Here is a 22,593-nt window from a genome sequence, read left to right as displayed (position 1 = left end):
AAGGCTATTTTCAAAAGCACCTATTCCCCTTTTACTATCCTACGCAGTCGCTTCACGTCGCCAAACACCGTCGTGATGTAGCGCAGCGCATCCTCGTCGGTTTGATACGTCTGCACCCAGTTGCCGGTGCGCTCCGCGATGGGAAGGTTAAGGCGCATCATTTCTTCGTATAAATCAAGCACCTGCAGGTCGCTTATCACGCGGTTCCCACGGGGCCATTCTATCAGCTTCAAATCGCCCTTTTCGTCTCGTCGAAACGGGCCTTGTTCCGGGTTCATGCGGAAAGGAGCTAATAATTGCCGGGCTGTCACTACGGATTCGTGTACCAAGCAACACCGCTGCTTTTCGAGCTCCAGCGCCCGGCGCATCTCCAGGTGCGTAATACTAGGCTCGCCCTTCTTCTCCAGGCCGCTGCCATAATTGCCCGTGATAATTCCTAGAAAAACGTCGCACTCTTCCACTGCGGCAATGCAGTTGGCGAAGTTGCCAACTTTGGAATTGACAAACACAGTGCCTTCGTGCGACATCCACACGTTATAGCTCACGCTTAGCGTAGCATAAATGCGGTCCAGCAAGTTCTGGTTTCCATAAACCGATGAACTCACCATCACATTTAGTCGTGCTGCCTTTGCCATGAGGTGTAAAACTAACCAGTTTGAGGAAATTAAGTGCTTCCGGAAGCTTCCGGAAGCTTCCGGAAGCACTTAAACCCGTATGTTTTTAGTGGAGTTGACTAGTACGTAGCTATTCTAGTCAAGCGGATTGGGTGGCTGAAAGGCTGATTCGGCTTTTAAACGCCCTTCGCAATCTTGCGCATCGCGGCCGGTGAGTCGCCGAACTTGCACAGCGCCTCGCAATGCTGGCGTAGCTCCGAGAACAGGATGTAGTGGATGGTCGCGCCGGCGGCGCGGATGGCCGGCCGCGACAGCTGGGCCTGTACTTCCTTCTCGCGGGCGTCGGGCACCACCAGATATAGGGCCGTTTCATTCTCAGGCATGGAAAACGCCAGGTCCGTTAGGCGCAGAATGCCCGAGTAGATGCTGGTGCTCTTTTCCACCTCGAAGGCGGCCACCACCCGGTTGGTGCCGGGCGCAAACCACACGATGTCAATCAGGCGGATGGTGCTGGCCACGTCGGCGGGCACCGGCAGCTCGGGATGCTGGTCGAGGCAAAGAAACGAGAGCTTCTGCCCGCCGCAGAGGCGGTTGCGGTCGTTGATGGCCGTCGTCACATCGCAGCCCAGCGCTTTGCCGATGCGCAGCAGGTGGTGCTGCATCTCGGTGTGCTGGTTTTCCTCCTGGGCTTCGGACTGCACCTCTTTGTGGCGCTTTTGGGCCTGCTGCTGGTACTTGTCGCGGTCCTCGTCGGTGGTGAACTGCTGGTCGCCGGCAATCATCTTCTTCACGCCCACATCGAAGAGCAGGCCGCTCAGCGCGCCGTAGTCGAGGCTCAGGTGCTGGCGGTGTTCCTGGTTGAGGTCGCGCAATCGGTCGCGCATGCGCAGGTACTCGGACCAGGAGCCGAGCTTGATTTTCTCTCCGAACAAGGCGTTGAAGCCGTTGACGATGGCCGTGTTGCAGGGCGGCATCAAGGTCGGGTGCAGAAAATACAGGATGCTGGCCACGGCTGGCCCCAGCCCCTTGATTTTGCGGCGGTCGAGAATCTCGATTTCCTTGAGCAATTGCTGCTCAGTAGTGGCCGCGAGGCAGCTTTCCAGAAATTGCCCGAAGGCGCGCTTGTTGTCCTCGTGCTCGTAGATGTCGGGGATGCGCAGCTTGGGCTTCCAGTAGAAGGGGTGGGCCGCGCCCTGAAACACCTGCTTCTGCTCGCTGATGACGCTGAGCACGAATTCAAGCGAGGTGCCCTTGAAGTCGTTGCCGAAGCTACCGGCCTTGATGTCCTTGACCACCTGCTGCACGCCGCGCCGGATGGAGCGAAAGGCCTTCAAGCGCTCCTCGTTGTTGATAAACCAGGTGTTGTAAACGGACTCGGAATCGGCCTTGTATTGCTGGATAAGGGGCGGTAGAGCGGCGGACATAAAGAAGCGTAAGGCCAATAAAGCAGCTAAGATGCACAGAAGCGCGCAATCGCGGTCAACTCAAATCAGGCGCCTCATTCCTCCTCCAGTCGGCTCGGTTATTTGTCTCCGATGAAACTGGCACAAATGATGATAACTGCCCACCCGAGCAACCATTGCCGACGGTATTCCCACCATGGTCCACTGGTCGCACCATCCCAACTTTCCCTCATGAAAATTTCGCACTTCCTGCTGGCCGCTACAATGTTGGCCGCCCCGCTTTCTCTTTCGGCTCAGCACAGCCACAAGCCCGGCGCCGCCGCCCACGGTCACAAGGCCGCCGGCGAAACCCATGCTCACAAATCTCCCCACGGGGGCACGGTGCGCACCGCGGGCAAGTACCACATCGAATTGGTGCAGCACGTCAACGAGGTGCACGTGTACCTGCTTGACGGCAAGGAGAACTCCCTGGCCGTTGACCGCACTACCGGCTCCGTCATGCTGCTCAGCACGACGGGCAAAACCAGCACGGTCAAGCTTACGCCCACCGGTGACCATTTGGTGGCCGCCCTGCCCGCCGGCTCGATGCTGCGTACGGCCATCGTGAGTGTGAAAGCCAACGGCAGCTCGCTCAGCGCCCGGTTTGAAAAGCTGGACGCGGCCGCCAAAGCCGGCAAAATGGCCGGTACTGCTTACGAATGCCCAATGAAGTGCGAAGGCAGCGCCAGCGACAAGCCCGGCAGCTGCCCCAAGTGCGGCATGGCCCTGGTCAAAAAAGCCTAAAAGCTTTTTAACCGCCGCAGGCCACCGCCTGCCTTCTGATTTAGCCAGCGCAGCCCCATGACTTGTTTGGGGCCGCGCTGGCTATTTACATTCGGTGGCCCGGTATGTCCATGCCAGGCATGGCCTCCATCGGCTCGCCGGGCCGCATGGACAGGTCGCCGTAGCGGGCCGCCAGCCAGTAGCCGAGGGCGAGCATCACCAGCGTTATCAAGGTAACCACTGCTTTGCGCAAGCCCGACACCTGGGCTCCGCCTTCCATGTTCATGGGCATCGCGGCCATGGCGTGCCCGGCGTGCGCCGCTGCTGGGGACACGGCGTGCGACATGCCACCCATAGAATGGCCGGCATGCGCCGAAGCGCTGACTTCTTCCTGTGCCGCGCCGCCTTTGCCCAACGCGCGCTCGGTGCCCATGCCGTGCTTGAGCTGGTTTTTAACTAGCCAGTAGTTGACGGGGTAGGAGACCACCACGCCCACCAGCGTCGCGGCCGACATGGCCGCCCAGAACCAGGGCGAGGTGGCTTCCATGGCCCGCATGTCGCGGGTCATCAGAATCACCATGGTGGGCAGCATGCCGGCCATCATAGCGTTCATGGATATCCACTCCGGCAGAAAGGATTGGCGTAGGGCCTCCCCGTAGCTCAGGCCCATCATGTCCTTCATGAACAGAGCTTGAAAGATGAACAGGCCGAAGACAAAGCCGGCAGCGTACTCTATCCAGATGTCCACGCCCATGCTCAGCCCAAAGTAGCCGGTGATGGCGGCGGCCACGATGATGCCCGTCGCGTCGCCCGCCGCGCAGTGAATGGTGGAGCCCACGGCCTGCTTCCACAGCGGCGCTATAAAAGCCTCGTGGGTGCCCGGCGCGGGCTCGCGGCAGGAGAACCAGTAGATAAGCAGGCCCACCGGGCCGGTGTAGAGCGTGACCAGGACCCAGCCCCACTTCATGACCTTCATCTCGGGCGTGCGGGTAAACAGGTCCCAGGCCACGTAGAGCACCGAGAGCAGCGTCAAGCTAAACCAGAGCCAGAGAGCCCAATCCGGTGCCCAGGGGGTAGTGTGCATTTCCATAGGGGCAGGGGTTAAAGTAGAAAAGCAGCGAACCGAAGGGTCCGCTGCTTAGGGATACGAGCGAGGGAAGCCCTAGTATTTCTTGTTAGCCAGCAGAAAGTCCTGCAGCATCCTGATTTCCATCTTCTGGTCGGTGATAATTTGCTGGGCCAGCACCTTGGTGGCGTTGTCGCGGCCGAACTTGAGCAGTGCGTCCGAGTTTTCGATGGCGGCTTGGTGGTGGTCAATCATCAGCTGGGCAAAGTCGAAGTCCGGGTCACCGGTGAGGGGGCGCAAATCCACGGCCTTCATCATCTGCATCATGTTCATCATTTGCAGGGCGTTGAACTCGGGCACGGCCGGGGCATGCGCCGGGTGGCCGGCCAGGAAGGCGTTGAACTGCGCGATTTCGGCCTGCTGCTTGTCGATAATCGTCTGAGCCATGGCCTTCATCTCGGCACTTTTCCCACTTTTAATCTCCTCCTGGCTGTTTTTGATGGCTATCTGATGGTGCATAATCATCATGGTGGAGTAGTCGTTGTCGGGGTCGCCTGTCTTGGGCATGGACTCCATCATGGCCATGCCCTCGTGCATGTTGCGCATGTACACGCTCTCGTCGTGGCCGATGAGCTCCAGACCGTTGTCGTCGTCCTTGTCGCAACTGGTAACGGAAAAGGTAGCCCCGAGCAGGCTCAGCGCGAGCAGGGGCATTCGAAATATCTTGTTCATGGGTAGCGGTCGTTAATGAAAAAGCTAACCTTGAAAACGGCAAAGCCCGGGCGTGGATTTGCGACAATCCCGCCCAGGCTTGCATAATTTCCGAGTTAAACGCCGCGGTTACAGCGTGAGGCCCAGGCCCGCGAACCACGTGCGGCCGTCGGCGGGCAGGATGCCCGGGCCGGGGTAACCACCCGCCCGGCGCGTGAAGTAGCGCGCGTCGAACACGTTGTTGACGCCGCCGCTGAGGCGGTAGCGGCCCTCGGCGCCTAGCTTCCAGGTGGCGGAGAAGTCGGCCACCTGGTAGGCCGGAATGGCGCCGGTCTGGGCATTGGCCGTGGGCTCCTCGGTGTTGTTGGCGTCAGCGTACACCTTGCCCACGTGGCTGAACTGCCCGGTCACCGACACACCTTTGTGAGCGAAGGTGAGGCCCGTGCGCAGGGTCTGGCGCGGGGCGTTCTCCACGTACTTGCCGTCCAGGTTGCTTTCCACAATCTGGGTGCCGACGCCCGTGCCGGTGAGCGTGGTCACGGGCAGGTTCCCGTAGCGGGCGTCGAGCAGGCTCAGGGCCGCGAACAGGTCGAGGTGGGGCAGGTTGAAGTTGCCGGTGATTGAGTGAATCAGGTCCAATTCGGCGTAGGCTTCCAAGCCATGGGTTTGGGTGCGGCCCAGGTTGGTGCGGAACTGCTGGGTCTGGCCGGCGGTGCCGCCGGGTACGGGCCGGCGGATGGTGCCGATGCGGTCCTCGTAGTTGAGGAAGAAGTAGCCCACGTCGAAGCGCAGCCAGTTCTTGAAGGTGCCGCGGTAGCCCACTTCGGCGGTGTAGCCGCGGGCGTCCTTCAGGTTGGGGTCGATGACGTCGGCCGTGGCCGGCGGCACCAGGTCGCCGAAGAGCACGGGGCGAAAAGCGCGCGAATAGTTGGCATACAGGTTGGTCGTAGGGGAGACGATGAATTCAGTACCCAGGCCGTACAAGAGCACGTTGCGCTGGCTGGACTGGTCGGGCAAGCGGTTTTCGGTGCCATTGGCGGCCCGGCCCAGGTAGCCGGTGCTGGTGTTGCGCAGGTAGTCGTAGCGAACGCCCGGCGTGATGCTCAGGCGGGTGCCGGCGTGCAGCAGCAGTTCGGCAAACGCCGCCCCGTTGGTAGTAGTGAAATCAAACTCGTTGGTAAAAAGCCCGTTGCCGCTCAAGCTCAGGTCGTAGTCCGAACCCGTGGTGCCCGTGCCGCGCTGGCGGCGTAGCGTGGTGGCCCGGTAGGCCCGCAAACCGGTGGCCAACGTGTGGGTGTACCCCAAAAAGTCCAGGTCCTGGGTCAGGCGCAACTCGGCGCCCAGGTTGCGGTAGTCGTCGCGGTCCACCTGACGGGCGGCAAACTGCCGGGTCCGACGGTTTACGGTGTCCAAGGCGGGCAGGCCAGCCACAAAGCCCACGCTGTTGCGGGCGGCCACCAGGCCAAAGGTCTTCAGGTTGATGTGGGTGCGCTCGCTGGCTTTGTAGTCCAGGGTGAGGGCCGGAATCAGCCAGGGGGTGCTGAGCCAGTTGCGGTCCCGGGTGCTCTGGCGGCTGTCCTGCGCGAATTGCGCGTCGGTGAGCCCGCCGGGCTGCTGCAGGCGGTTTGTCAGGTAGGTGAGCTCCGCGTTTAGGGTCAGGCGCTCGGTGAGGGCCACGTGCACGTTGCCGTGCAAGTCGTCGACGGTGAACTGGTTGGAGGGACGCCAGCCGTTGCCCTGCCGGTGGCGGTAATAGGCGTAGTAGTTCACGTTGCCCACGGTGCCGCCCACGGCGTTGTAGGAGTTGAACAGGCCGTTAGAGCCGGCCGTGTTGCTGGTTTCAATCTCAACTTTCTTGTCGCGGGCCCCGCGCTTGAGCTCGTAGTTGAGCAAGCCCCCGAACTGGGGCCCGAATTGCAGGCCGGCGCCGCCGCGCAGCAGCTGGATGCGCTCCACCGCTTCCATGGGCGGGTTGTAATAGGCTTCGGGGTAGCCAAAGGCGTCGGCGCTCATGTCGTAGCCGTTCTGGCGGGTGTTAAACTCCCAGCTGCGGTTGGGGCTCAGGCCGCGGGTGGCCACGTTAATCTGCTGGCCCGAGCCGTCGTTTTCCCACACCATCAGGCCGGGCACGCGGGCCATCACCTGGCGCATGTTGTTCTGCACCAGATTAGCATTGACCTCACGGGGCTTGATGAGCTCGTTGCGGCGGCCGGCCGTAATCGTGGTGCCGTCCACGGGGGCCGCAAAGTGCGGACCTACTCCGGTCACGGTTACTTCGCTCAGGGTCTGGCGGCGGGTGGAGTCTGCAGCCGGCGCCTGCTGGGCGTGGGCGGTGGGAAGGAAAGCAAGGGTAGCCAACGCCAGACTGCCAAGTGCAACGGCGGTATCGCGGGAAAAAGTACGGGTCATCAGAGTGCCTTAAAGGGTAACGATGGCACAAAGTTCGGCTTATTTAGAATGATTACAAATAATAAAAGCTTAACTATGGCTTGCATAATTTCCGGGAACTCCTGCAGGGTATTTATTAGGAGTGCCTAGGCGCTGTACAAGCGGCTATCCTGACTCACTCAACCACCTTGCGGCCCAGTAGCTTTTTCACCCCGTTGCGCAAGGCGTAAATCCGGGAGCTGAGGTAGCACTCGTTGCAGTGGCTGAAGTTCCACAGGCAGTCCACGGTATCGGTGAACAGGTGGAAAAGCAAGCCCACGGCGACGGGGTGCAATGCCGGCAGCAGCAGGAGCAGCGCATACACCGGGAAGGCGTAAAAAGAGTGCAGCGGATGATAGCCCACGCTGCAGCGCAGCGGGTCGAAAATGGGTTTGGCCAGCAGGTGGTCCAGGTCCATGAGCATCGTGGCCAACATCATCAGGTAGGCGGCCTGCCACATCGCAGGAAAAAACACCAGCGCTAGCACGGCCGGGAAAAGAAAGTGCAGGCTGTAATGCACCAGCGTCTGGGCGCTGAAAAGTTTGGTCGGGAACTGCCGACGCAGGCCGCGTGGTGGCGTCGGCTGGGTAGCGCGGCGCACAGTGTCTCCGGGCGCTGCTTTGGCATATCTCTGGCCCAGCTCGCCAGCCGGCTTTCTTTCCACCCGGGGCACAGGAACCTGCGGGCTCACGACCGGAGGCTGCACAGCCACCTTTGTCCGTCGCGGCGGGGTGCTGGGGCGCGCAGGGGCCGGGATAACCGTGACCGAGTCAACGCGCTGGGCCAAGCGCGGGTGGTGATACCCGGGGGTCGCGGGAAAATTAGGAACCACGGCGGATGACCGGCACCCAGTTAAAAGCAGGCTGGCGGCAAGGCAGAAGTAAAAGAGGTAACGAAAAACAGACAAACAGAGCAAGGTCAACATTTCCAAGAAAGAAGCCCGCTAACGACCTAGTCGGTCATTTGCTTACAGGAAATGAAAAAGGCAGCCCCGCAAGAGCTGCCTTTTTCGTGGAGCAAAGCCGGTATTAACGGTTGCGCGTCAGCCAGTTTTGCAGCGTGGCAATCTCCTGGCGCTGGTCGGTGATGATGGCCTGCGCCAGCTGACGCATCGTGGCGTTGCGGCCGTGCTGGAGCAGCGCCTCCGAGTTGTCGATGGCCGCTTGGTGGTGGTCAATCATCATCGCTGCGTAGTCCACGTCGGTGCGCATGGTCATGGCGCGGGCGTTGCTCGCGGCCATCATGCGGTCCATGTTGGTTTTCTGGATTTGGTTGAACTGCGGCACCAGCGGCTGCGTGGGCTGGTGCCCGCTCAGGAACGTGTTGAATTGCGTGATTTCGGCGCGCTGCTTGGTAATGACGTCCTGGGCGATGGTCTTCATCTCCTGGTTGCTGCCCGCGCGAAGTTCTTCCTCGCTCATCTTGATGGCGGCATCGTGGTGCAACACCATCTGGGCGGCGAAGTCGTGGTCAGGGTCCTGGGTCTTGGCCTGTGCGTCCATCTGCGTCATCATGTCCATCATGATTTTCATCAGCGCAGAGTCGTGCTTCATATCGTCCATGTCGTGGTCCATTTTACAGGCCGAAAACAGGGAAACAAGCACAAGCAGGGAGTAAATAGGCAAACGGAATAAGCGGTTCATGCTCACGGTCGGTGGGGTCTGATGGTGAGCATTATAAACGCCCAGGCCACCTGTCCGGTTTTTACACCGTTGGCCTTTTTGCTTGCATAATTTCGGAGGCTACAGCAGCGCGTCCAGGCTGCGTCGGGCGTGGCTGGCGGGCCCCAACCGCTGAAATTCGGTAGGAGTCAAACCCGTCACCTGTCCGAACTGCCGCGAGAGGTGGGCCGGGGAGCTGTAGCCCAGCTGGCCGGCCACCTGGGCAATGCTCAGCTCGCCGTAGCCGATGAGCTCCTTGGCCCGCTCCACCTTCTGGCGGATGATGAATTTCTCGATGGTCAACCCTTCCTCGGAGGAAAACAGGTGGGAGAGGTAGTGGTAATCCCGCCCCAGGTGCTGGACCAGGTAATCCGAGTAAGTCAGCAAGCGCGGGCCCGGCTCGGGATAATGAATGAGCGTCACCAGCAGGGTCTTGATTTGCTCCACCAGCTGGGCCCGCGGGTCTTCGAGCAAGGCAAAGCCCGCGGCCTCCAAGCTGGTGCGCACGGGCTCCAGGTCCGGGTCCTGACCGTCGGCGGTACTCACGTCGGCCTCGCCCAGCACCACGCGGTGTACTTGCAGGCCCAAGGCCGTCAGGTCTTCCCTCACCACTCGGATGCACTGGGGGCACACCATGTTCTTTATCAGCAGCCGGTGGGTGCCGGGGGCGGGCAGCGTGAAGCCGGAGCGGAGTTGGGAGTTCATGAGCGGCATCTATTTAACGACTAAGCTACCGCGCAGCATGCCCATGCCACAGGTGAACGTAAAGGTACCCGCCTGCTGGGGCAGCAGCTCCACCAGGGTCGTTTTAAAGGCGGGCAGGTCGCGGCGGATGCTGAAGTCGGGCATGAGCAGCTCCTCGGAGCAGGAGTTTTCCTCGTCGCGGTAAAAGCTCAGCTGCACGGGCTTGCCCCGCTCCACCTCGATGACGTCGGGCGAGTAGCCCCCTTTGACAGTGATGTCCACTTCCTGCACCCCGCTGGCGGTGGAAACGGCGCTGGCCGTCTGGCGGGCGGAAAAGAAGAAGTACCAGATGACAAAAGCCGACAGGGCCAGCCCGGTCAGGGTCACGATGATTTCAGTGGTATCCATAACCTCAGTTTTTAGCAGGGGAGAAGCTGCGCAGCCGCAGCGAGTTGGTGAGCACCGACACCGAGCTCAGGGCCATGGCGCCGGCCGCGAGCATGGGCGAGAGAAGCAGTCCGAAGAAGGGGTAGAGCAAACCCGCTGCGATGGGAATACCCAGCGTGTTGTAGATAAAGGCGAAAAACAGGTTTTGCTTGATGGTGCGGATGGTCTGGCGCGAGAGCTCAATGGCCGTGACCACGCCCTGTAAATCCGAACGCATGAGCGTGATGCCGGCTGCTTCCATGGCCACGTCGGTGCCGCCGCCCATGGCCAGCCCGATGTCGGCCTGGGCCAGGGCCGGGGCGTCGTTGATGCCGTCGCCCACCATGGCCACGATGCGGCCCTCGGCCTGCAGCTCCTTCACCTTGCCCGCTTTATCGGCGGGCAGCACCTCGGCGAAGTAGCGCTTGATGCCCACCTGCCCGGCCACCTGCGCCGCGGTTTGGGGATTGTCGCCGGTCATCATCACCACTTCGATGCCCATGCCCTGCAGCCGTTTGATGGCCGCCGCCGACGTTTCGCGCACGGTGTCGGCCACGCCGATGAGGCCCACGGCCTGCTGGTTCATGGCCACGTAGAGCACGGTCTTGGCCTGGCCCAGCAGCTCGTCGGCTTGCCGGCGCACCGCGGATGAAAGCGAAATACCGGCCTCATCGAGCAGGCGGAAATTGCCGATAAGCACCGCCTGCCCATTAACGGACGCCTGCGCCCCTTTGCCTTCGATGGCCTGGAAACCGGTGGCGGCAATGATAGGGGCCTGCTGGGTGTCAGCATAGCGCACCACGGCTTCGGCCAGCGGGTGCTCGCTCTGCCGTTCCACTGCGGCCACTACCTGCAGCAGCTGGGCGGCGTCCTGGCCCTCGGCCGGCACAAAGTCGGTCACAGCCGGTTCGCCGCGGGTGATGGTGCCGGTTTTGTCGAGCAGCACGGTGTTGACCTGGTGGGCTTTTTCCAAGGCCTCGGCGTTGCGGATGAGCACGCCGTGCTCGGCTCCCTTGCCAGTGCTGACCATAATGGCCGTGGGCGTGGCCAGCCCTAGGGCGCAGGGACAGGCGATGATGAGCACGGCCACAAAGTTGACCAGGGCCAAAGGCAGACGGGCTTCCACGGGCGCGAGGTCAAACCAGAGCACAAAGGTGAGTATGGCAATGACCACCACCGTGGGCACGAAAATGGCGCTGACCTTATCGGCCAGGCGCTGAATGGGGGCGCGGCTGCCCTGGGAGTCCTCCACCAGCTTCACAATCTGGGAAAGCATGGTATCGGCCCCCACTTTGGTCACGCGGAAACGGAACGAACCGGTTTTGTTAAGCGTGGCCCCGAACACGGGGTCCCCGGTTTTCTTTTCCACCGGCAGGCTTTCGCCCGTGAGCATGGCCTCGTCCACCGCGGAGCGACCTTCCTCGATGAGGCCATCAGTCGCCACTTTCTCGCCGGGACGTACCACGATGAGGTCGTTGAGCTGCACCTGCTCAATGGGCACGTCCACTTCCTGGCCGTCGGGGCGCACCACCCGGGCCGTCTTCGCCTGCAAACCCATCAGGGCCTTGATGGCCGCCGAGGTTTGCGTTTTGGCGCGCAGTTCCAGCACCTTGCCCAGCAAAATCAGGGCAATGATGGTGGCCGTGGTGTCATAATACACTTCGGGCATAATGCCCCGGCGCATAAACCAGCCGGGCACCACCGTGGCCGCGAGGCTGTAGAGGAAAGCGGCGCCGGTACCCACCGCAATGAGCGTATCCATGTTGGCGGCCCGGTGCTTGAAGCCGTTCCAGGCCGAGGTAAAGAATTCGCGCCCGCTGTACAGCAGCACCGGGATGGTCAGCACCAGCAGACCGTAGTTCAGCCACTGCATGTTCACGCGGGCCATCATCGCCGGCCAGAGCATGAGCATGCTCAGCGGCATGATGACGATGGCCAGCACCGTGGCTACCCAAAAGCGGCGCTTGAGCTTGACATAGGCCAGGGCCTTCTGCTGGTCGATTTCGGCTTGCCGGTCGGCAGCTGAGGTATCGGGGGCTCGCTCGGTGACGCCGTAGCCAGCATTGACGACCGCCTGTTTAAGGGTAGCCGGGGTGGCTTGAGTTGGCAGGTAGTCGATGGTGGCTTTTTCGGTGGCGAAGTTGACCATGGCCCGCTGCACCCCGGGCGTGCGGGTCAAGGACTTTTCGACGAAGGAAGCGCAGGACGCGCAGGTCATGCCTTCAATGTCGAGGGTTTCAGTCTTGGTTGTTGGTTCCATAAAAATAAGCAGCTGTAATGCTGCATTGGGCCGGGAAACACATTGTTCCCCAGGCTAGAAAGCTCCTTACAAAGGAACGGCGCATCTGCGGCGGGGTTGGTACGGAATCCCACTTGAAACTTGCATAATTTGCACGTAGTGGGCCGGCAATGGATTTACATAATCCGGCCGAAGGCTTGCATAATTTTGCGGTCATCAATTGGGGGCATTTCGCCTAACCGCCGCTTAAAACGGCTTGGTAGCCCTTTGCGGTCCTTTTTTAGAGGCTAAGCGGCCTGCCGCGCGAACGGCCCGGAAACTCTTTATTTAGAAATGGGGTAAATAGGCAGTACCGCCTTTTCGTGGAGAAGTCTACTTTTGCGGTTGCTTAGCGCCTCTCATGTTCCGTAGCCTGTTCCCTTTCCGCCGTTTGCTGGCGACGAGCTTCCTGCTCGTCTTCGTCAACGTGTTCGTGGGCCAGTGCTACTGCGCGACCATCAACCCGGTGGCGGCGGCGCCGATGGCTAAGTTCACCCCAGCGCAGAAGCCTTCGCATCCCGGCTGCCACGGTCACGACAAAGCCCCGGTCCAGCAGAAGTCCACGAAAGCCAAGCATGACCATGCCAAGCACAATTCCAAGCCCGCGGGCCAGGATGACTGCTGCAAGGACAACTCGGCTGCTATTCTTAAGTCGCTCGCCACGCCCGGCGAAAAGCAGCTGCTCGCGTCCGCGCCGGCTCTGCTGCCGGCCAGCAGTGACTTCTTTTTCCGGCCCGCTGCCGGACAGTGGGACCGCACGCATTCGGTCGTTCTGGTGCTCCGCGAGCACCTGCCCCCCAAAATACCCGACATCCGAATCTTTATTCAGTCCCTGACGGTCTGATTGGTTTGACGCGCACTAGGCTCGCCCTGGCATAGCTCTGCTATGTCCGGGGCGGGCCTTTGCATTGTCGTGTCCGCCCGGCGCCTAGTTGCGCCCCCCTCATCTTCCTGGTTTTACCCTCGCCGAACAATGAAAAGTTGTTGCGAAGAAGCCGGCGCACCCGCTCCTAAAGGCCCGGTTCGTCGCCTGCTTTCCTACCTGCTCTATGCTGCGGTAGCTGCCGTGCTGGGCTTTGTGCTCTGGCAGCAATGGCAGGCCTAGCTGCCCGGTAGCAGTACTCTACGCTACCCAGTGTAGCCCCCAATCTGTTCAACCCCATTCCCCTTTTATGTACCGCATCCCGCTTTCCCTGCTGGCCCTGGCCGGCCTGCTCACTGCCACTAGCTGCTCGTCCGAAACCGAGTCCAGCAAAACCACCGACACCGTCACCACGCCCACCAACGGCCCGGCCGAAGGCACCGCCGAGCACGGCGGGGGCCACACCTACGCCTGCCCCATGCACCCCGAGGTCACCAGCACCAAGGAAGGCGACAAGTGCCCCAAGTGCGGCATGAACCTGGAGCACAACGACAAGGTGGCCAACGGCAAAACCTATGAGATGAAAATGGTGCCCACCCCCACGCAGGTCACCGCCGGGCAGCCCACCACGCTGGCCTTTACGCCGGTGGAAACGGGTAAGGGCTCCGCACCCGTGCCCCTGGACGTGGTGCACGAGAAGAAAATTCACCTCATCATCGTCAGCAAAGACCTCGGCCAGTTCTACCACGAACACCCCGAGTACACCGCGGCCGGCGACTACAAGGTGCAGTACACCTTCCCCAAGGGCGGCGAGTACGTGCTGTTCCAGGACTACACGCCCACGGGCTCCGGCCACCAGCTGGGCCGCCAGCCGCTCACGGTAAAAGGCGCGGCCTATGCCCCGGTGAAGTTCAAAAACGACGACATGCAGTGGGACAAGGACGGCTATAAGGCCACCCTTTCCTTCGACAAGGACCTGAAAGTGGGCCAGCTGCTGGGCATGAAAATCAACATCAGCAAGGATGGCCAGCCGGTGACCGACCTGGCCAACTACCTCGGTGCCCTAGGTCACGTGGTGGTCATCAGCGAGGACACCGAGCAGTACCTGCACGTGCACCCCAACGACCAGGCCGACAAAGGTCCCAACATCGGCTTCAACACCAACTTCGAAAAGCCCGGCCTGTACCGCGTATTCCTGCAGTTCAACCACGCCGGCAAGATTCACACCGGCGACTTCACCATCAACGTGAAGGCTTAACGCGAAGGCGTAGCCCCGTCCCTGCTTCCCATTTCATTTTTCCACTAACCCAACCAAACCCATGAAAAAGTCCGCTTTTTTCCTCGCCGCCCTCTGCTCGGGCTCCCTGCTGGTAGCCAGCTGCAGCAGCGACAAAGCCGCCGATTCGACGGCCACGACCAGCGAGACCACCACCACGGAAGGCGCCTCCGGTGACATGGCCGGCATGGACCACTCGGCTGGGGCCGCGGCCGGCGAATCGCCCCTGATGGCCTCGATGAATGAGATGATGCAGAAGATGGAGGCCAGCAAGCCCAAGGGCAACACCGACCACGACTTTGCCCACCACATGCTGGAGCACCACAAGGGCGCCGTGGCCATGGCCGACATCGAGCTGCGCGACGGCAAGGACGCCACCATGCGCCAGATGGCCGAGAAAATCAAAGCCGACCAGCTCAAGGAAATCACCGAGCTCGAAGCCGTGGCCACCCGCCTGGACAGCGCCCCCACCAACTACCAGCCCAACGACCCGGCCGACCCCTTCACCAGCAAGATGAAGGCCTCGATGGACGGCATGATGCAAAACATGCCCAAGCCCGTGGCCAACCCGGACATGAACTTCAACATGCTGATGACGGTGCACCACCAGAGCGCCGTGGACATGGCCAAGGCCGAGCTGGCCCACGGCAAGGACACCAAGCTCAAGGAAATGGCGCAGATGATGATTACTGCCCAGGAGAAGGAAATCGCCGATTTCAAGGCCTGGCACGACAAGAACACCGACAAGATGTAATTCCCGGGAGGCAGGTGGCGCCGCCGGTTGGCGGACGCGACCTGCTCCCATTCTCACCCCTTCCCACCATACCGGTTATCCCGTTTCCCATGAAGATTGTAAAGATTTCATTCGTTGCCGCCGCGCTTTTTGCCCTCGCTCCCCTGGCCTCGCAGGCCCAGCACGCCCACGGCGCGGGCGCCGCGGACAAGCACATCGCCCCCGGCGAAACCCACGCCCATGCCTCGCCGCACGGCGGCATGGTGCGTTCGGCCAAACCCTACCACATGGAGCTCGTGCAGCAGCCCACCGAGCTGCGCATCTACCTGCTGGGCGACAAGATGGCCGCCGTGCCGAACAAGACCCTGACGGGCTCGGTGATGGTGCAGACCACCGACAACAAGACGACGACCGTGCCGCTCACGGCCGGCGGCACCGACTACGTGGTGGCCAAGCTGCCCGCCGGCACCAAAGCCCGCACCGCCATCGTGAGCCTGAAAAACGGCAGCGAGGCCCTGAACGTGCGCTTTGACAAGCTGGACACGGCCGCCAAGGCCGGCAAGTCGGTGACAGCTGCCTACACCTGCCCCATGAACTGCGAGGGCAGTGCCAGCGACAAGCCCGGCAGCTGCCCCAAGTGCGGCATGGCCCTGGTCAAAAAAGCCTAGGCGGAGCCTGTTTTTCGGGCGCAGTGCGTCCGGGCCTTTCTCCGTCTTGGGCCGTCTGCTGCTGCAACGGTGGGCGGCCCTATGACTGGCGTTAACCTGATTCTATGAAGTACTTGAAAATGAAACGTGCGGCGAACCGACTGCTGCTGCTGACCCTGGTACTCCTGGGGCTGGGCCCGGCCGGGGTGCGCGCGCAAACCGTTATCGGGCTGGACAGCGCCGAAGCCCAGACCCTGCGCCGGCACCCGCGGCTGCGGCAATCCGACCGCGAAATCGAGGAGCAACGGGCCCTCAAGCGCGGCTCGTTTGCGCCGGCCAACCCGGACTTTCTGTTCTCAGCCCCCACGGGCGAGATGTGGGCCCCGGGCGTGGTGCAAACCATCGACCTGCCCAACGTCTACCGCCAGCAGTCTAAGGTGGCGCAAGCGGGCATTACCCTGGCCGAACGCAACCGCGAAGTAAGCCGGGCCAGCGTGCTGCGCGACACCCGCCTGGCGTATTTGGCCCTGCAGTTCGCGGAAGCGCAGGTGCGGCAGCTTACCTACCAGGACAGCCTGTTCCGGGTGCTGCGTGTAGCTACCGAGCGCCTGTTCACGGCCGGCGAAGTCACCTCGCTGCAGCGCATCAGCACCGACGCCGAAGCCCGGCAAGTGACCGTGCAGCTGCAGCAGGCCACCGCCGACCGGCAGGCCGCCCAGCGCCGCCTGGGCCTATTGATGGGCCGGCCCAACGAGGCGCTGGCCACCAGCACCGACCTGGGCCGCACCGGCACGGAGCTGGCCCAAACGGGCACGGCTTTGCTCGCGGGCCTGCCGGCCGAAGACAGCACAGCCCTGGTGCGCAGCCCCACGCTGGCCGCCGCCACCCAGAACGTGGCCCTGAGCCAGTCGGGCATCAGCTTGGTGCGCGCTCGCCGCACCCCCGCGTTGACGGTGGGCTATCAGAACCAGGCCTTTGAGAACTCGGCGCTGAAGTACCGTTTCCAGTTCGGTGTCTCGGTGCCCATCTGGTTCTGGACCTACCGCTCCCAGCTGCAGGCGGCCACCGCCCGCTCCCAGGCCGCCAGCTACCAGCTGCAGGCCCAGCGCCTGGAGCTCAGTAGTCAGTATCAGCAGGCGCTGGCCGATACGCGCAAGTTCTCGGCCTCGCTGGGCTACTACGAGCAGACCGGGCTGCCCCAGTCGCGGGCTATTATCAGCCAGTCCCAGCGCCTGTTCCGGGCCGGGGAAGTCAGTTACCTGCAGCTCATTATGAGTTTGAACCAGGCCTTTGCCATCCAGAACACCTACCTGACCACCATCCGCGACTACCGCCAGGCTTTGGTCGAGCTTAACTACCTGCGGGGCGAATAACCGTCAACCATCATGAAACAACTCCTGATTTTGCTGCTGGGCCTGCTGCTAAGCGGCACGGCCTATGCCCACGGGGGCGAAGACCACGGCGACGGGCCCAAAGCGGGCACCGCGGCCGGCGCGACGTCGTTTTCGGTGGCCGCGCTTTCGGAACAGTTCGAGGCGCTGCTGCGCTACGAGCCTCTGGAAGGGGGAAAGCCCGCCGACCTGCGTTTGTTCCTTTCCGACTACGCCAGCAACGCCCCCATCAAAGGGGCTAAGCTCACCCTCACCACCCCGGAAGACGCCACCCTGAAGTGGGCGGTGACCGAGCAGGAGCCGGGCGTGTACCTCGTGGAAGGCCAGTTTCCCGCCAACAAGGCCTACAGCTTTGCCCTCAACGTCGTGGCCGGCGAGACGGCTGATTTGCTGCTACTTGAAGGCATCAAGGTAGGGGAGAAGCTGCCCGTAGCGGCCGCGGCCCCTGCTGCGGCCACGTCGCTGTTCTCGTCCTGGAAAACCATTCTGGCCCTGGTCGGCGCCTTTGCACTCGGCATCGGCCTGACGGCCCTGCTTATGCGGCGCCGCCGCCAAGCCCCGGAGCCTGTGCTGCAAACCTCGGAGCAGGCGTTGACCGCCAGCCGCCGCACCCCCTTCCCTTAATGCTCCCCCGATATGAAAACCAAGCATAAATTCCTGGCGGCCACGGCCGCCGCGGGACTGGTCCTGACGGTACTACTCCCTCCCCCGGGCCTGGTGCGGGCGCACGGCGGCGAGGACCACGGCGGCGAGGCTAAGGCCAGCACCGGCGTGGCCTCGACCGACGAGGTGCTGCTGCCCAAGGAAAGCCAGTTTCTATTCGAAGTGCGCACCAACCTGGCCGCATTCTCCACTACCTACAGCCGGGCCACGCTCTACGGCACGGTATCGGCCGCGGCCGGGGGCGAAGGCCGCGTAGTGGTGCCTCAGACGGGGCGCATCATAAGCCTCGCCGCGCAGGTGGGCAAGACCGTACGGGCCGGGCAGACGCTGGCCGTCATCGAGCAAACGCTCGACGCCACCCAGCAAATCGGGCTGAGCACCGAGCGGGCCAACGCCCAGGCCGAGCTGCGCGCCGCCCAGCAGGACTACGCCCGCCTGCAAAGCATCGCCGATATCGCCGCCCGCAAGGACGTGGTGGCCGCTGAGCTGCGCCTGCGCCAGGCGCGCCAGAACGCCGGCATCCAGAACGGGCAGGCCGGCCAGCGCCGCGTCAGCATCACTTCGCCGGTGAGCGGCACGGTGGACGTGTTTAATCTCGCCGTGGGCCAGCAGGTGAGCCAGGGCGACGAGCTGTTCCGCGTCATCAACCCCGGCAAGCTACGCGTGGAGGCCCAAGTGTTTGCCCAGGATTTGGCCAAGGTGACGCCCGGCGCCCGGTTTCGAGTCGAAGGGTTGCAAGGGCAGGCCGGTGTGCCCGCCCGGCTCGTGGTGTTCAGCAACGTGGTCAATCCCGTGAACCAGGCCCGCCAGCTGGTGCTGGAGCTTGACGCTCAGGAAGGCAGCGCCTACCGCGCCGGCCAGGCCGTGAACGTGCAGGTGGTAGGCCAGACCGGCGGCGGCACCCCGCAGCTGGTGGTGCCTACCTCGGCCATTACCGACCTCAATGGCAAGCCCGTGGTATTTGTGCACACCGAGCCCGAGCGCTTTAAGATTCGCTTTGTGCAGCCCGGGGCCGTGAACGGCCAGCAAACGGTGCTGGTGCAGGGCCAGGTCAACGAAAACGACCGGGTGGTGACCACTGGCACCTACCAGCTCAAATCCATTTACCTCAATCAATAAGTCCCGCTCCGCGGTGGCAGCTTCCTCCCTCCCCATGAAAAACCTCTTTGCTTTCGCGGCGCTGACCGCCACGCTTTCTCTCACTGCCGCGACAGCGCGGGCCCAGACGGCCCCGGCCGCCAGCTCCGCCGCCGACGAGACTGCGGTGAAAGCGGTGCTGACCAAGTACCAGCAGGCCGTGCAAAAGCTCGACACTACTGGCACGGCCCGCCTGTTCACGGCCAACTCCCAGGTGTTCGAGTCGGGTGGGGTGGAAGGCACCTACCGGCACTACGCCGAGCATCACCTGGCTCCCGAGCTCAAGGAATTCAGTGCCTTCACCTTCAGCGACTACAAAGCCACCGTGCAGGTCGACGGTCCCTACGCTTTTGCGACGGAAACCTACACCTACACCATCAACCTCAAAAAAGGCCCTCAGGACAAGGAAGCCAAGGCGCCCATCGTGCGCCGCGGGGTGGCCACTTCGGTGCTGCGCAAAAACGCCGCCGGGCAGTGGCAAATCATGAGCACCCACTCGTCGGCGCGCACCCCCCGCGTCAAAAAATAAGCTGTCCGGCGGGCCTGGGCTGCGGCCCGGGATGCTGCCGATTCCGGGAGGGGAGGGGCCACCCGGCCGCTCTCGCTTCTTCCTCTTTGCGCTAACCACCGATGCTAGACAAGATAATTCGCTTTGCCCTGCAAAACCGGCTGCTGATGCTGGCCTTTGCCGTGGGTCTCCTGATTGCCGGCTCCTACACGGCCCGGCAGCTGCCCGTGGACGTGCTGCCCGACCTGGACCGCCCCCGCGTGACCGTGTTTCTGGAAGCGCCCGGCATGGCGCCCGAAGAAGTGGAAGCCCTGGTGACGCTGCCCGTGGAAACGGCCCTGAACGGGGCCACCGGCGTGTCGGCCGTGCGCTCCAACTCGGCCATCGGCCTGGGCATGGTGTTCGTGGAGTTCGACTACGGCACCGACATCTTCACCGCCCGCCAGATTGTGAGCGAGAAGCTGCAAACCACCGGCGAGCAGCTGCCCGAAGGCATCACGCCGGTGCTGGGGCCCATCTCCTCGGTCATGGGCCAGATTATGCTGGTGGGGCTATCGGGCGGCAAGGAAACCAACGCGGCCGACCTGCGCACCCTGGCCAACTACACCGTGCGGCAGCGCCTGCTATCCATTCCGGGCGTGGCCCAGGTCATTCCCATCGGGGGCGACAACCTGCAGTACCAGGTGCTGCTCGACATGCCCCGGCTGAACGCCACCGGCCTGACCGTGAACCAGGTGGAAGAGGCCCTGCGCCAATCTAACCTGAACACCACGGGTAACTTCTTCGACCGCAACGGCTCGGAAGTACTGATTCGCAACCTGGGCCGGCTGCGCTCGGTCACCGACATCGAGAACATCATCGTCGGCTACCGCGAGCAGTCGCCCATACGTGTAGCGGACATTGCCAAGGTGGAGTTCGGGGCCCGCTTCAAGCGCGGCGACGGCAGCGTGAACGGAAAGCCCGCCGTGATTCTGAGCATCGAAAAGCAGCCCGGAGCGGCTACCGTGGGTTTGACTGAAGCCGTGGAAAAAGCGCTGGTGGAGCTCAAGCCCTCTTTACCCAATGACGTGCAGGTGAATACGCGCCTGTTCAAGCAGTCCGAGTTTATCGAGTCCTCGATTTCCAACGTGGAGGAAGCCCTGCGCGACGGCGCCATTCTGGTCGTCATCGTGCTGTTTGCCTTTCTGCTGAACGTGCGCACCACCTTTATTTCGCTGGTGGCCATTCCGTTGTCGTTGCTGGTTACGGCGCTGGTGTTCCGGGCGGCGGGCATCAGCATCAACACCATGACGCTCGGCGGCCTGGCCATTGCCATCGGCGAGCTGGTGGATGATGCCATCGTGGACGTGGAAAACGTGTACCGGCGCCTCCGCGAAAACAAGCAAAAAGCGTATCCCCAGCCCGTCTTAAAAGTCATCTATGCCGCTTCTTCCGAGGTGCGCAACTCCATCGTGTACGCCACCATCATCGTGGTGCTGGTGTTTTTGCCCCTGTTCGCGCTGGAAGGCATGGAAGGCCGCATTTTCGCGCCGCTGGGCATTGCCTACATCACCAGCATCGTGGCCTCGCTATTCGTGTCGCTCACCGTCACGCCGGTGCTCTGCTACTATTTGCTGCCCCAGATGAAGCAGATGGACCACCCCGAAACCGACGGTGGGCTGGTGCGCTGGCTCAAGAAAAAGGACACCCGCCTGCTGGGCTGGGGCCTGCAGCACCCCAAAGCCATCCTTGGGGTGACCGGGGCGCTGTTCGTGGCAGCCATGGCGCTAATTCCATTTTTCGGCACCGAGTTTTTACCGCCCTTCAACGAAGGCTCGCTCACGGTCAATTTCTCGGCCCCGGCCGGCACCTCGCTCACCGAATCCAACCGCCTGGGCAGCCTGGGCGAGCAGCAGATGCTCAAAATTCCGGAAGTGGCCTACACCGCGCGCCGGACGGGCCGGGCCGAACTAGATGAGCACGCCGAGTCGGTGAACAACTCGGAAATCGAGGTGGCCTTCAAGACCGAAGCCGAGCTGGAGAAGGAAGGCAAAACCATGCGCAGCCGCGACGAAATCCTGGCCGACATGCGCGAGAAGCTCAGTTTGATTACGGGCGTGAACGTGAACATCGGCCAGCCCATTTCACACCGCCTCGACCACCTGTTGTCGGGCGTGCGCGCCCAGGTGGCCATCAAAGTGTTTGGCAACGATTTGCTAGAGCTGCGCCGCTACGCCAACGAGGTGCGCACTGCCGCATCTACCGTACCGGGCGTGGTGGACCTGCAGGTGGAGAAGCAGGTTCAGATTCCTCAGCTGCTCATCCGGCCCAAGGACGATGCCCTGCGCGCCTACGGCATGGCCCGCGGCGAAGTGGTGCGCGACCTCGAAACGCTGTTCCAAGGCGCCGTGGTCTCGCAGATGCTCGACGGGCAGAAGCGCTTCGACCTGGTGGTGAAGCTGCCCGAAGCCCAGCGCAACGACATCGCCGCCATCGGCCAGACCCGCATCGAAACGCCCACGGGCGCGATGATTCCGGTGAGCCAGGTAGCCGACATCGTGTACGAGCCGGGCCCCAACACCGTCAACCACGAAAACACCCAGCGCCGCATCACCATCTCCCTGAACGTGGCCGAGCGCGATTTGGGCTCCACGGTCAAGGAGATTCAAGCCAAAGTGAATGCGCAGGTGAAGCTGCCCCCGGGTATTACCTCACCTACGGCGGGCAATTCGAGAGCCAGCAGTCGGCCTCGCAGAAAATACTCTGGCTGAGCTTGTTTTCGCTGGCCGGCATCTTCCTGGTCTTGTTCTCGCACTTCAAGTCCAGCTACATGGTGGGGCAGATTATGCTCAACATCCCGCTGGCGCTCATCGGCTCGGTGGTGGCCGTGCTGCTCACCGGCGGCACGTTCAGCATTGCCTCGCTAGTGGGCTTCATCACGCTCACCGGCATTGCCTCCCGCAACGGCATCATGATGATTTCGCACTACATCCACCTCGTGGAGCACGAAGGCGAGAAGTTCGGCATCCCCATGATTATTCGCGGCTCCCTGGAACGCTTGGTGCCGGTGCTGATGACGGCCCTGGTGGCGGCCCTGGCCCTGGTGCCGCTTACGCTGGCCAAGGACGCGCCGGGCAAGGAAATCCTGTATCCGGTGGCCACCGTCATTCTCGGGGGCCTGCTCTCGTCCACCTTCCTCGACATCATCGTGACGCCGGTGGTGTTCTGGCTGGTAGGGGAGAAGGCCTTGGCGCAGTACTTCGCCTCTCACCAGGAAACGGGTTTGGACGACCACCCGCAGGAGCTCAACGCGCAGCCGCTTACGCCGCCCTCGGATTTGAATCCGGTGCTGCCTACCCGCTAGG

Annotated in this window: 20 protein-coding genes and 1 pseudogene; 11 read left to right on the top strand and 10 right to left on the bottom strand. The window is 62.5% G+C overall.

Annotated elements, in window-relative coordinates; translation table 11 throughout:
* Nucleotides 1–20: 20 nt before the first annotated feature.
* Both LRS06_RS22950 and LRS06_RS22945 read right to left on the bottom strand, forming a co-directional pair.
* Entirely contained in the window at nucleotides 21–635 is a 615-nt protein-coding gene (locus LRS06_RS22950; RefSeq protein WP_257873682.1) for a DUF4062 domain-containing protein, read from the bottom strand.
* 155 nt (nucleotides 636–790) lie between these two features.
* The gene (locus LRS06_RS22945) at nucleotides 791–2,038 is read right to left on the bottom strand and encodes a hypothetical protein (protein ID WP_257873681.1); all 1,248 of its coding nucleotides are present in this window, start codon (nucleotides 2,036–2,038) and stop codon (nucleotides 791–793) included.
* 210 nt (nucleotides 2,039–2,248) lie between these two features.
* Between LRS06_RS22945 and LRS06_RS22940 the strand changes: the two genes are divergently transcribed.
* On the top strand, nucleotides 2,249–2,800 hold the full coding sequence (locus LRS06_RS22940) for a heavy metal-binding domain-containing protein (protein ID WP_257873680.1): 552 nt from the start codon (nucleotides 2,249–2,251) through the stop codon (nucleotides 2,798–2,800).
* A gap of 85 nt (nucleotides 2,801–2,885) precedes the next feature.
* Here the strand turns inward: LRS06_RS22940 and LRS06_RS22935 are convergent, their stop codons facing one another.
* The 8 genes from LRS06_RS22935 to LRS06_RS22900 all read right to left on the bottom strand — a co-directional run bounded on the left by LRS06_RS22935 (nucleotide 2,886) and on the right by LRS06_RS22900 (nucleotide 12,014).
* Nucleotides 2,886–3,863 (bottom strand): DUF4396 domain-containing protein, encoded by a 978-nt coding sequence (locus LRS06_RS22935; RefSeq protein WP_257873679.1) that lies wholly within the window; start codon nucleotides 3,861–3,863, stop codon nucleotides 2,886–2,888.
* 78 nt (nucleotides 3,864–3,941) lie between these two features.
* Entirely contained in the window at nucleotides 3,942–4,577 is a 636-nt protein-coding gene (locus LRS06_RS22930) for a DUF305 domain-containing protein (RefSeq protein ID WP_257873678.1), read from the bottom strand.
* Nucleotides 4,578–4,685: 108 nt separating this feature from the next.
* Nucleotides 4,686–6,965: a TonB-dependent receptor gene (locus LRS06_RS22925; protein ID WP_257873677.1), complete on the bottom strand. Its 2,280-nt coding sequence runs from the start codon at nucleotides 6,963–6,965 to the stop codon at nucleotides 4,686–4,688.
* A 154-nt stretch (nucleotides 6,966–7,119) separates the two neighbouring features.
* Nucleotides 7,120–7,584, bottom strand: a complete 465-nt coding sequence (locus LRS06_RS22920; RefSeq protein WP_257873676.1) for a DUF6122 family protein — start codon at nucleotides 7,582–7,584, stop codon at nucleotides 7,120–7,122.
* 427 nt (nucleotides 7,585–8,011) lie between these two features.
* Nucleotides 8,012–8,626: a DUF305 domain-containing protein gene (locus LRS06_RS22915; protein WP_257873675.1), complete on the bottom strand. Its 615-nt coding sequence runs from the start codon at nucleotides 8,624–8,626 to the stop codon at nucleotides 8,012–8,014.
* Nucleotides 8,627–8,725: 99 nt separating this feature from the next.
* Nucleotides 8,726–9,349, bottom strand: a complete 624-nt coding sequence (locus tag LRS06_RS22910) for an AraC family transcriptional regulator (protein WP_257873674.1) — start codon at nucleotides 9,347–9,349, stop codon at nucleotides 8,726–8,728.
* A 9-nt stretch (nucleotides 9,350–9,358) separates the two neighbouring features.
* The gene (locus LRS06_RS22905; protein ID WP_257873673.1) at nucleotides 9,359–9,736 is read right to left on the bottom strand and encodes a cupredoxin domain-containing protein; all 378 of its coding nucleotides are present in this window, start codon (nucleotides 9,734–9,736) and stop codon (nucleotides 9,359–9,361) included.
* Nucleotides 9,737–9,740: 4 nt separating this feature from the next.
* Nucleotides 9,741–12,014: a cation-translocating P-type ATPase gene (locus LRS06_RS22900; protein ID WP_257873672.1), complete on the bottom strand. Its 2,274-nt coding sequence runs from the start codon at nucleotides 12,012–12,014 to the stop codon at nucleotides 9,741–9,743.
* Between the two features lie 379 nt (nucleotides 12,015–12,393).
* Here LRS06_RS22900 and LRS06_RS22895 point away from each other — a divergent pair, with 379 nt between their 5' ends.
* The 10 genes and pseudogenes from LRS06_RS22895 (at nucleotide 12,394) to LRS06_RS22850 (ending at nucleotide 22,592) form a co-directional block, all read left to right on the top strand.
* Nucleotides 12,394–12,876 carry a hypothetical protein gene (locus LRS06_RS22895; protein WP_257873671.1) on the top strand — a complete coding sequence of 161 codons (483 nt, stop codon included), beginning with the start codon at nucleotides 12,394–12,396 and terminating at the stop codon, nucleotides 12,874–12,876.
* Between the two features lie 129 nt (nucleotides 12,877–13,005).
* Nucleotides 13,006–13,137, top strand: coding sequence for a hypothetical protein (locus tag LRS06_RS22890; RefSeq protein WP_257873670.1), 132 nt, complete (start codon nucleotides 13,006–13,008; stop codon nucleotides 13,135–13,137).
* 67 nt (nucleotides 13,138–13,204) lie between these two features.
* Entirely contained in the window at nucleotides 13,205–14,152 is a 948-nt protein-coding gene (locus tag LRS06_RS22885; protein WP_257873669.1) for a heavy metal-binding domain-containing protein, read from the top strand.
* A gap of 61 nt (nucleotides 14,153–14,213) precedes the next feature.
* Nucleotides 14,214–14,924 carry a DUF305 domain-containing protein gene (locus tag LRS06_RS22880; RefSeq protein ID WP_257873668.1) on the top strand — a complete coding sequence of 237 codons (711 nt, stop codon included), beginning with the start codon at nucleotides 14,214–14,216 and terminating at the stop codon, nucleotides 14,922–14,924.
* An 89-nt stretch (nucleotides 14,925–15,013) separates the two neighbouring features.
* Nucleotides 15,014–15,571 (top strand): heavy metal-binding domain-containing protein, encoded by a 558-nt coding sequence (locus LRS06_RS22875; protein ID WP_257873667.1) that lies wholly within the window; start codon nucleotides 15,014–15,016, stop codon nucleotides 15,569–15,571.
* Between the two features lie 104 nt (nucleotides 15,572–15,675).
* A complete protein-coding gene (locus LRS06_RS22870) occupies nucleotides 15,676–16,923 on the top strand; it encodes a TolC family protein (RefSeq protein ID WP_257873666.1) in 1,248 nt (415 codons plus the stop codon).
* 12 nt (nucleotides 16,924–16,935) lie between these two features.
* Nucleotides 16,936–17,565, top strand: coding sequence for a hypothetical protein (locus tag LRS06_RS22865; protein ID WP_257873665.1), 630 nt, complete (start codon nucleotides 16,936–16,938; stop codon nucleotides 17,563–17,565).
* 12 nt (nucleotides 17,566–17,577) lie between these two features.
* Complete coding sequence (locus tag LRS06_RS22860; protein WP_257873664.1) at nucleotides 17,578–18,723, top strand: efflux RND transporter periplasmic adaptor subunit; 1,146 nt, start codon at nucleotides 17,578–17,580, stop codon at nucleotides 18,721–18,723.
* 34 nt (nucleotides 18,724–18,757) lie between these two features.
* Complete coding sequence (locus LRS06_RS22855) at nucleotides 18,758–19,270, top strand: nuclear transport factor 2 family protein (protein WP_257873663.1); 513 nt, start codon at nucleotides 18,758–18,760, stop codon at nucleotides 19,268–19,270.
* Nucleotides 19,271–19,371: 101 nt separating this feature from the next.
* Nucleotides 19,372–22,592 (top strand): annotated as a pseudogene (locus LRS06_RS22850) (efflux RND transporter permease subunit).
* Nucleotide 22,593: the final 1 nt, after the last annotated feature.

It is taken from the genome of Hymenobacter sp. J193 (assembly GCF_024700075.1).
Lineage (GTDB): Bacteria > Bacteroidota > Bacteroidia > Cytophagales > Hymenobacteraceae > Hymenobacter.
Note: the sequence above shows the minus strand (reverse complement) of the source record. Positions and strands in the feature narration are given on the sequence as shown.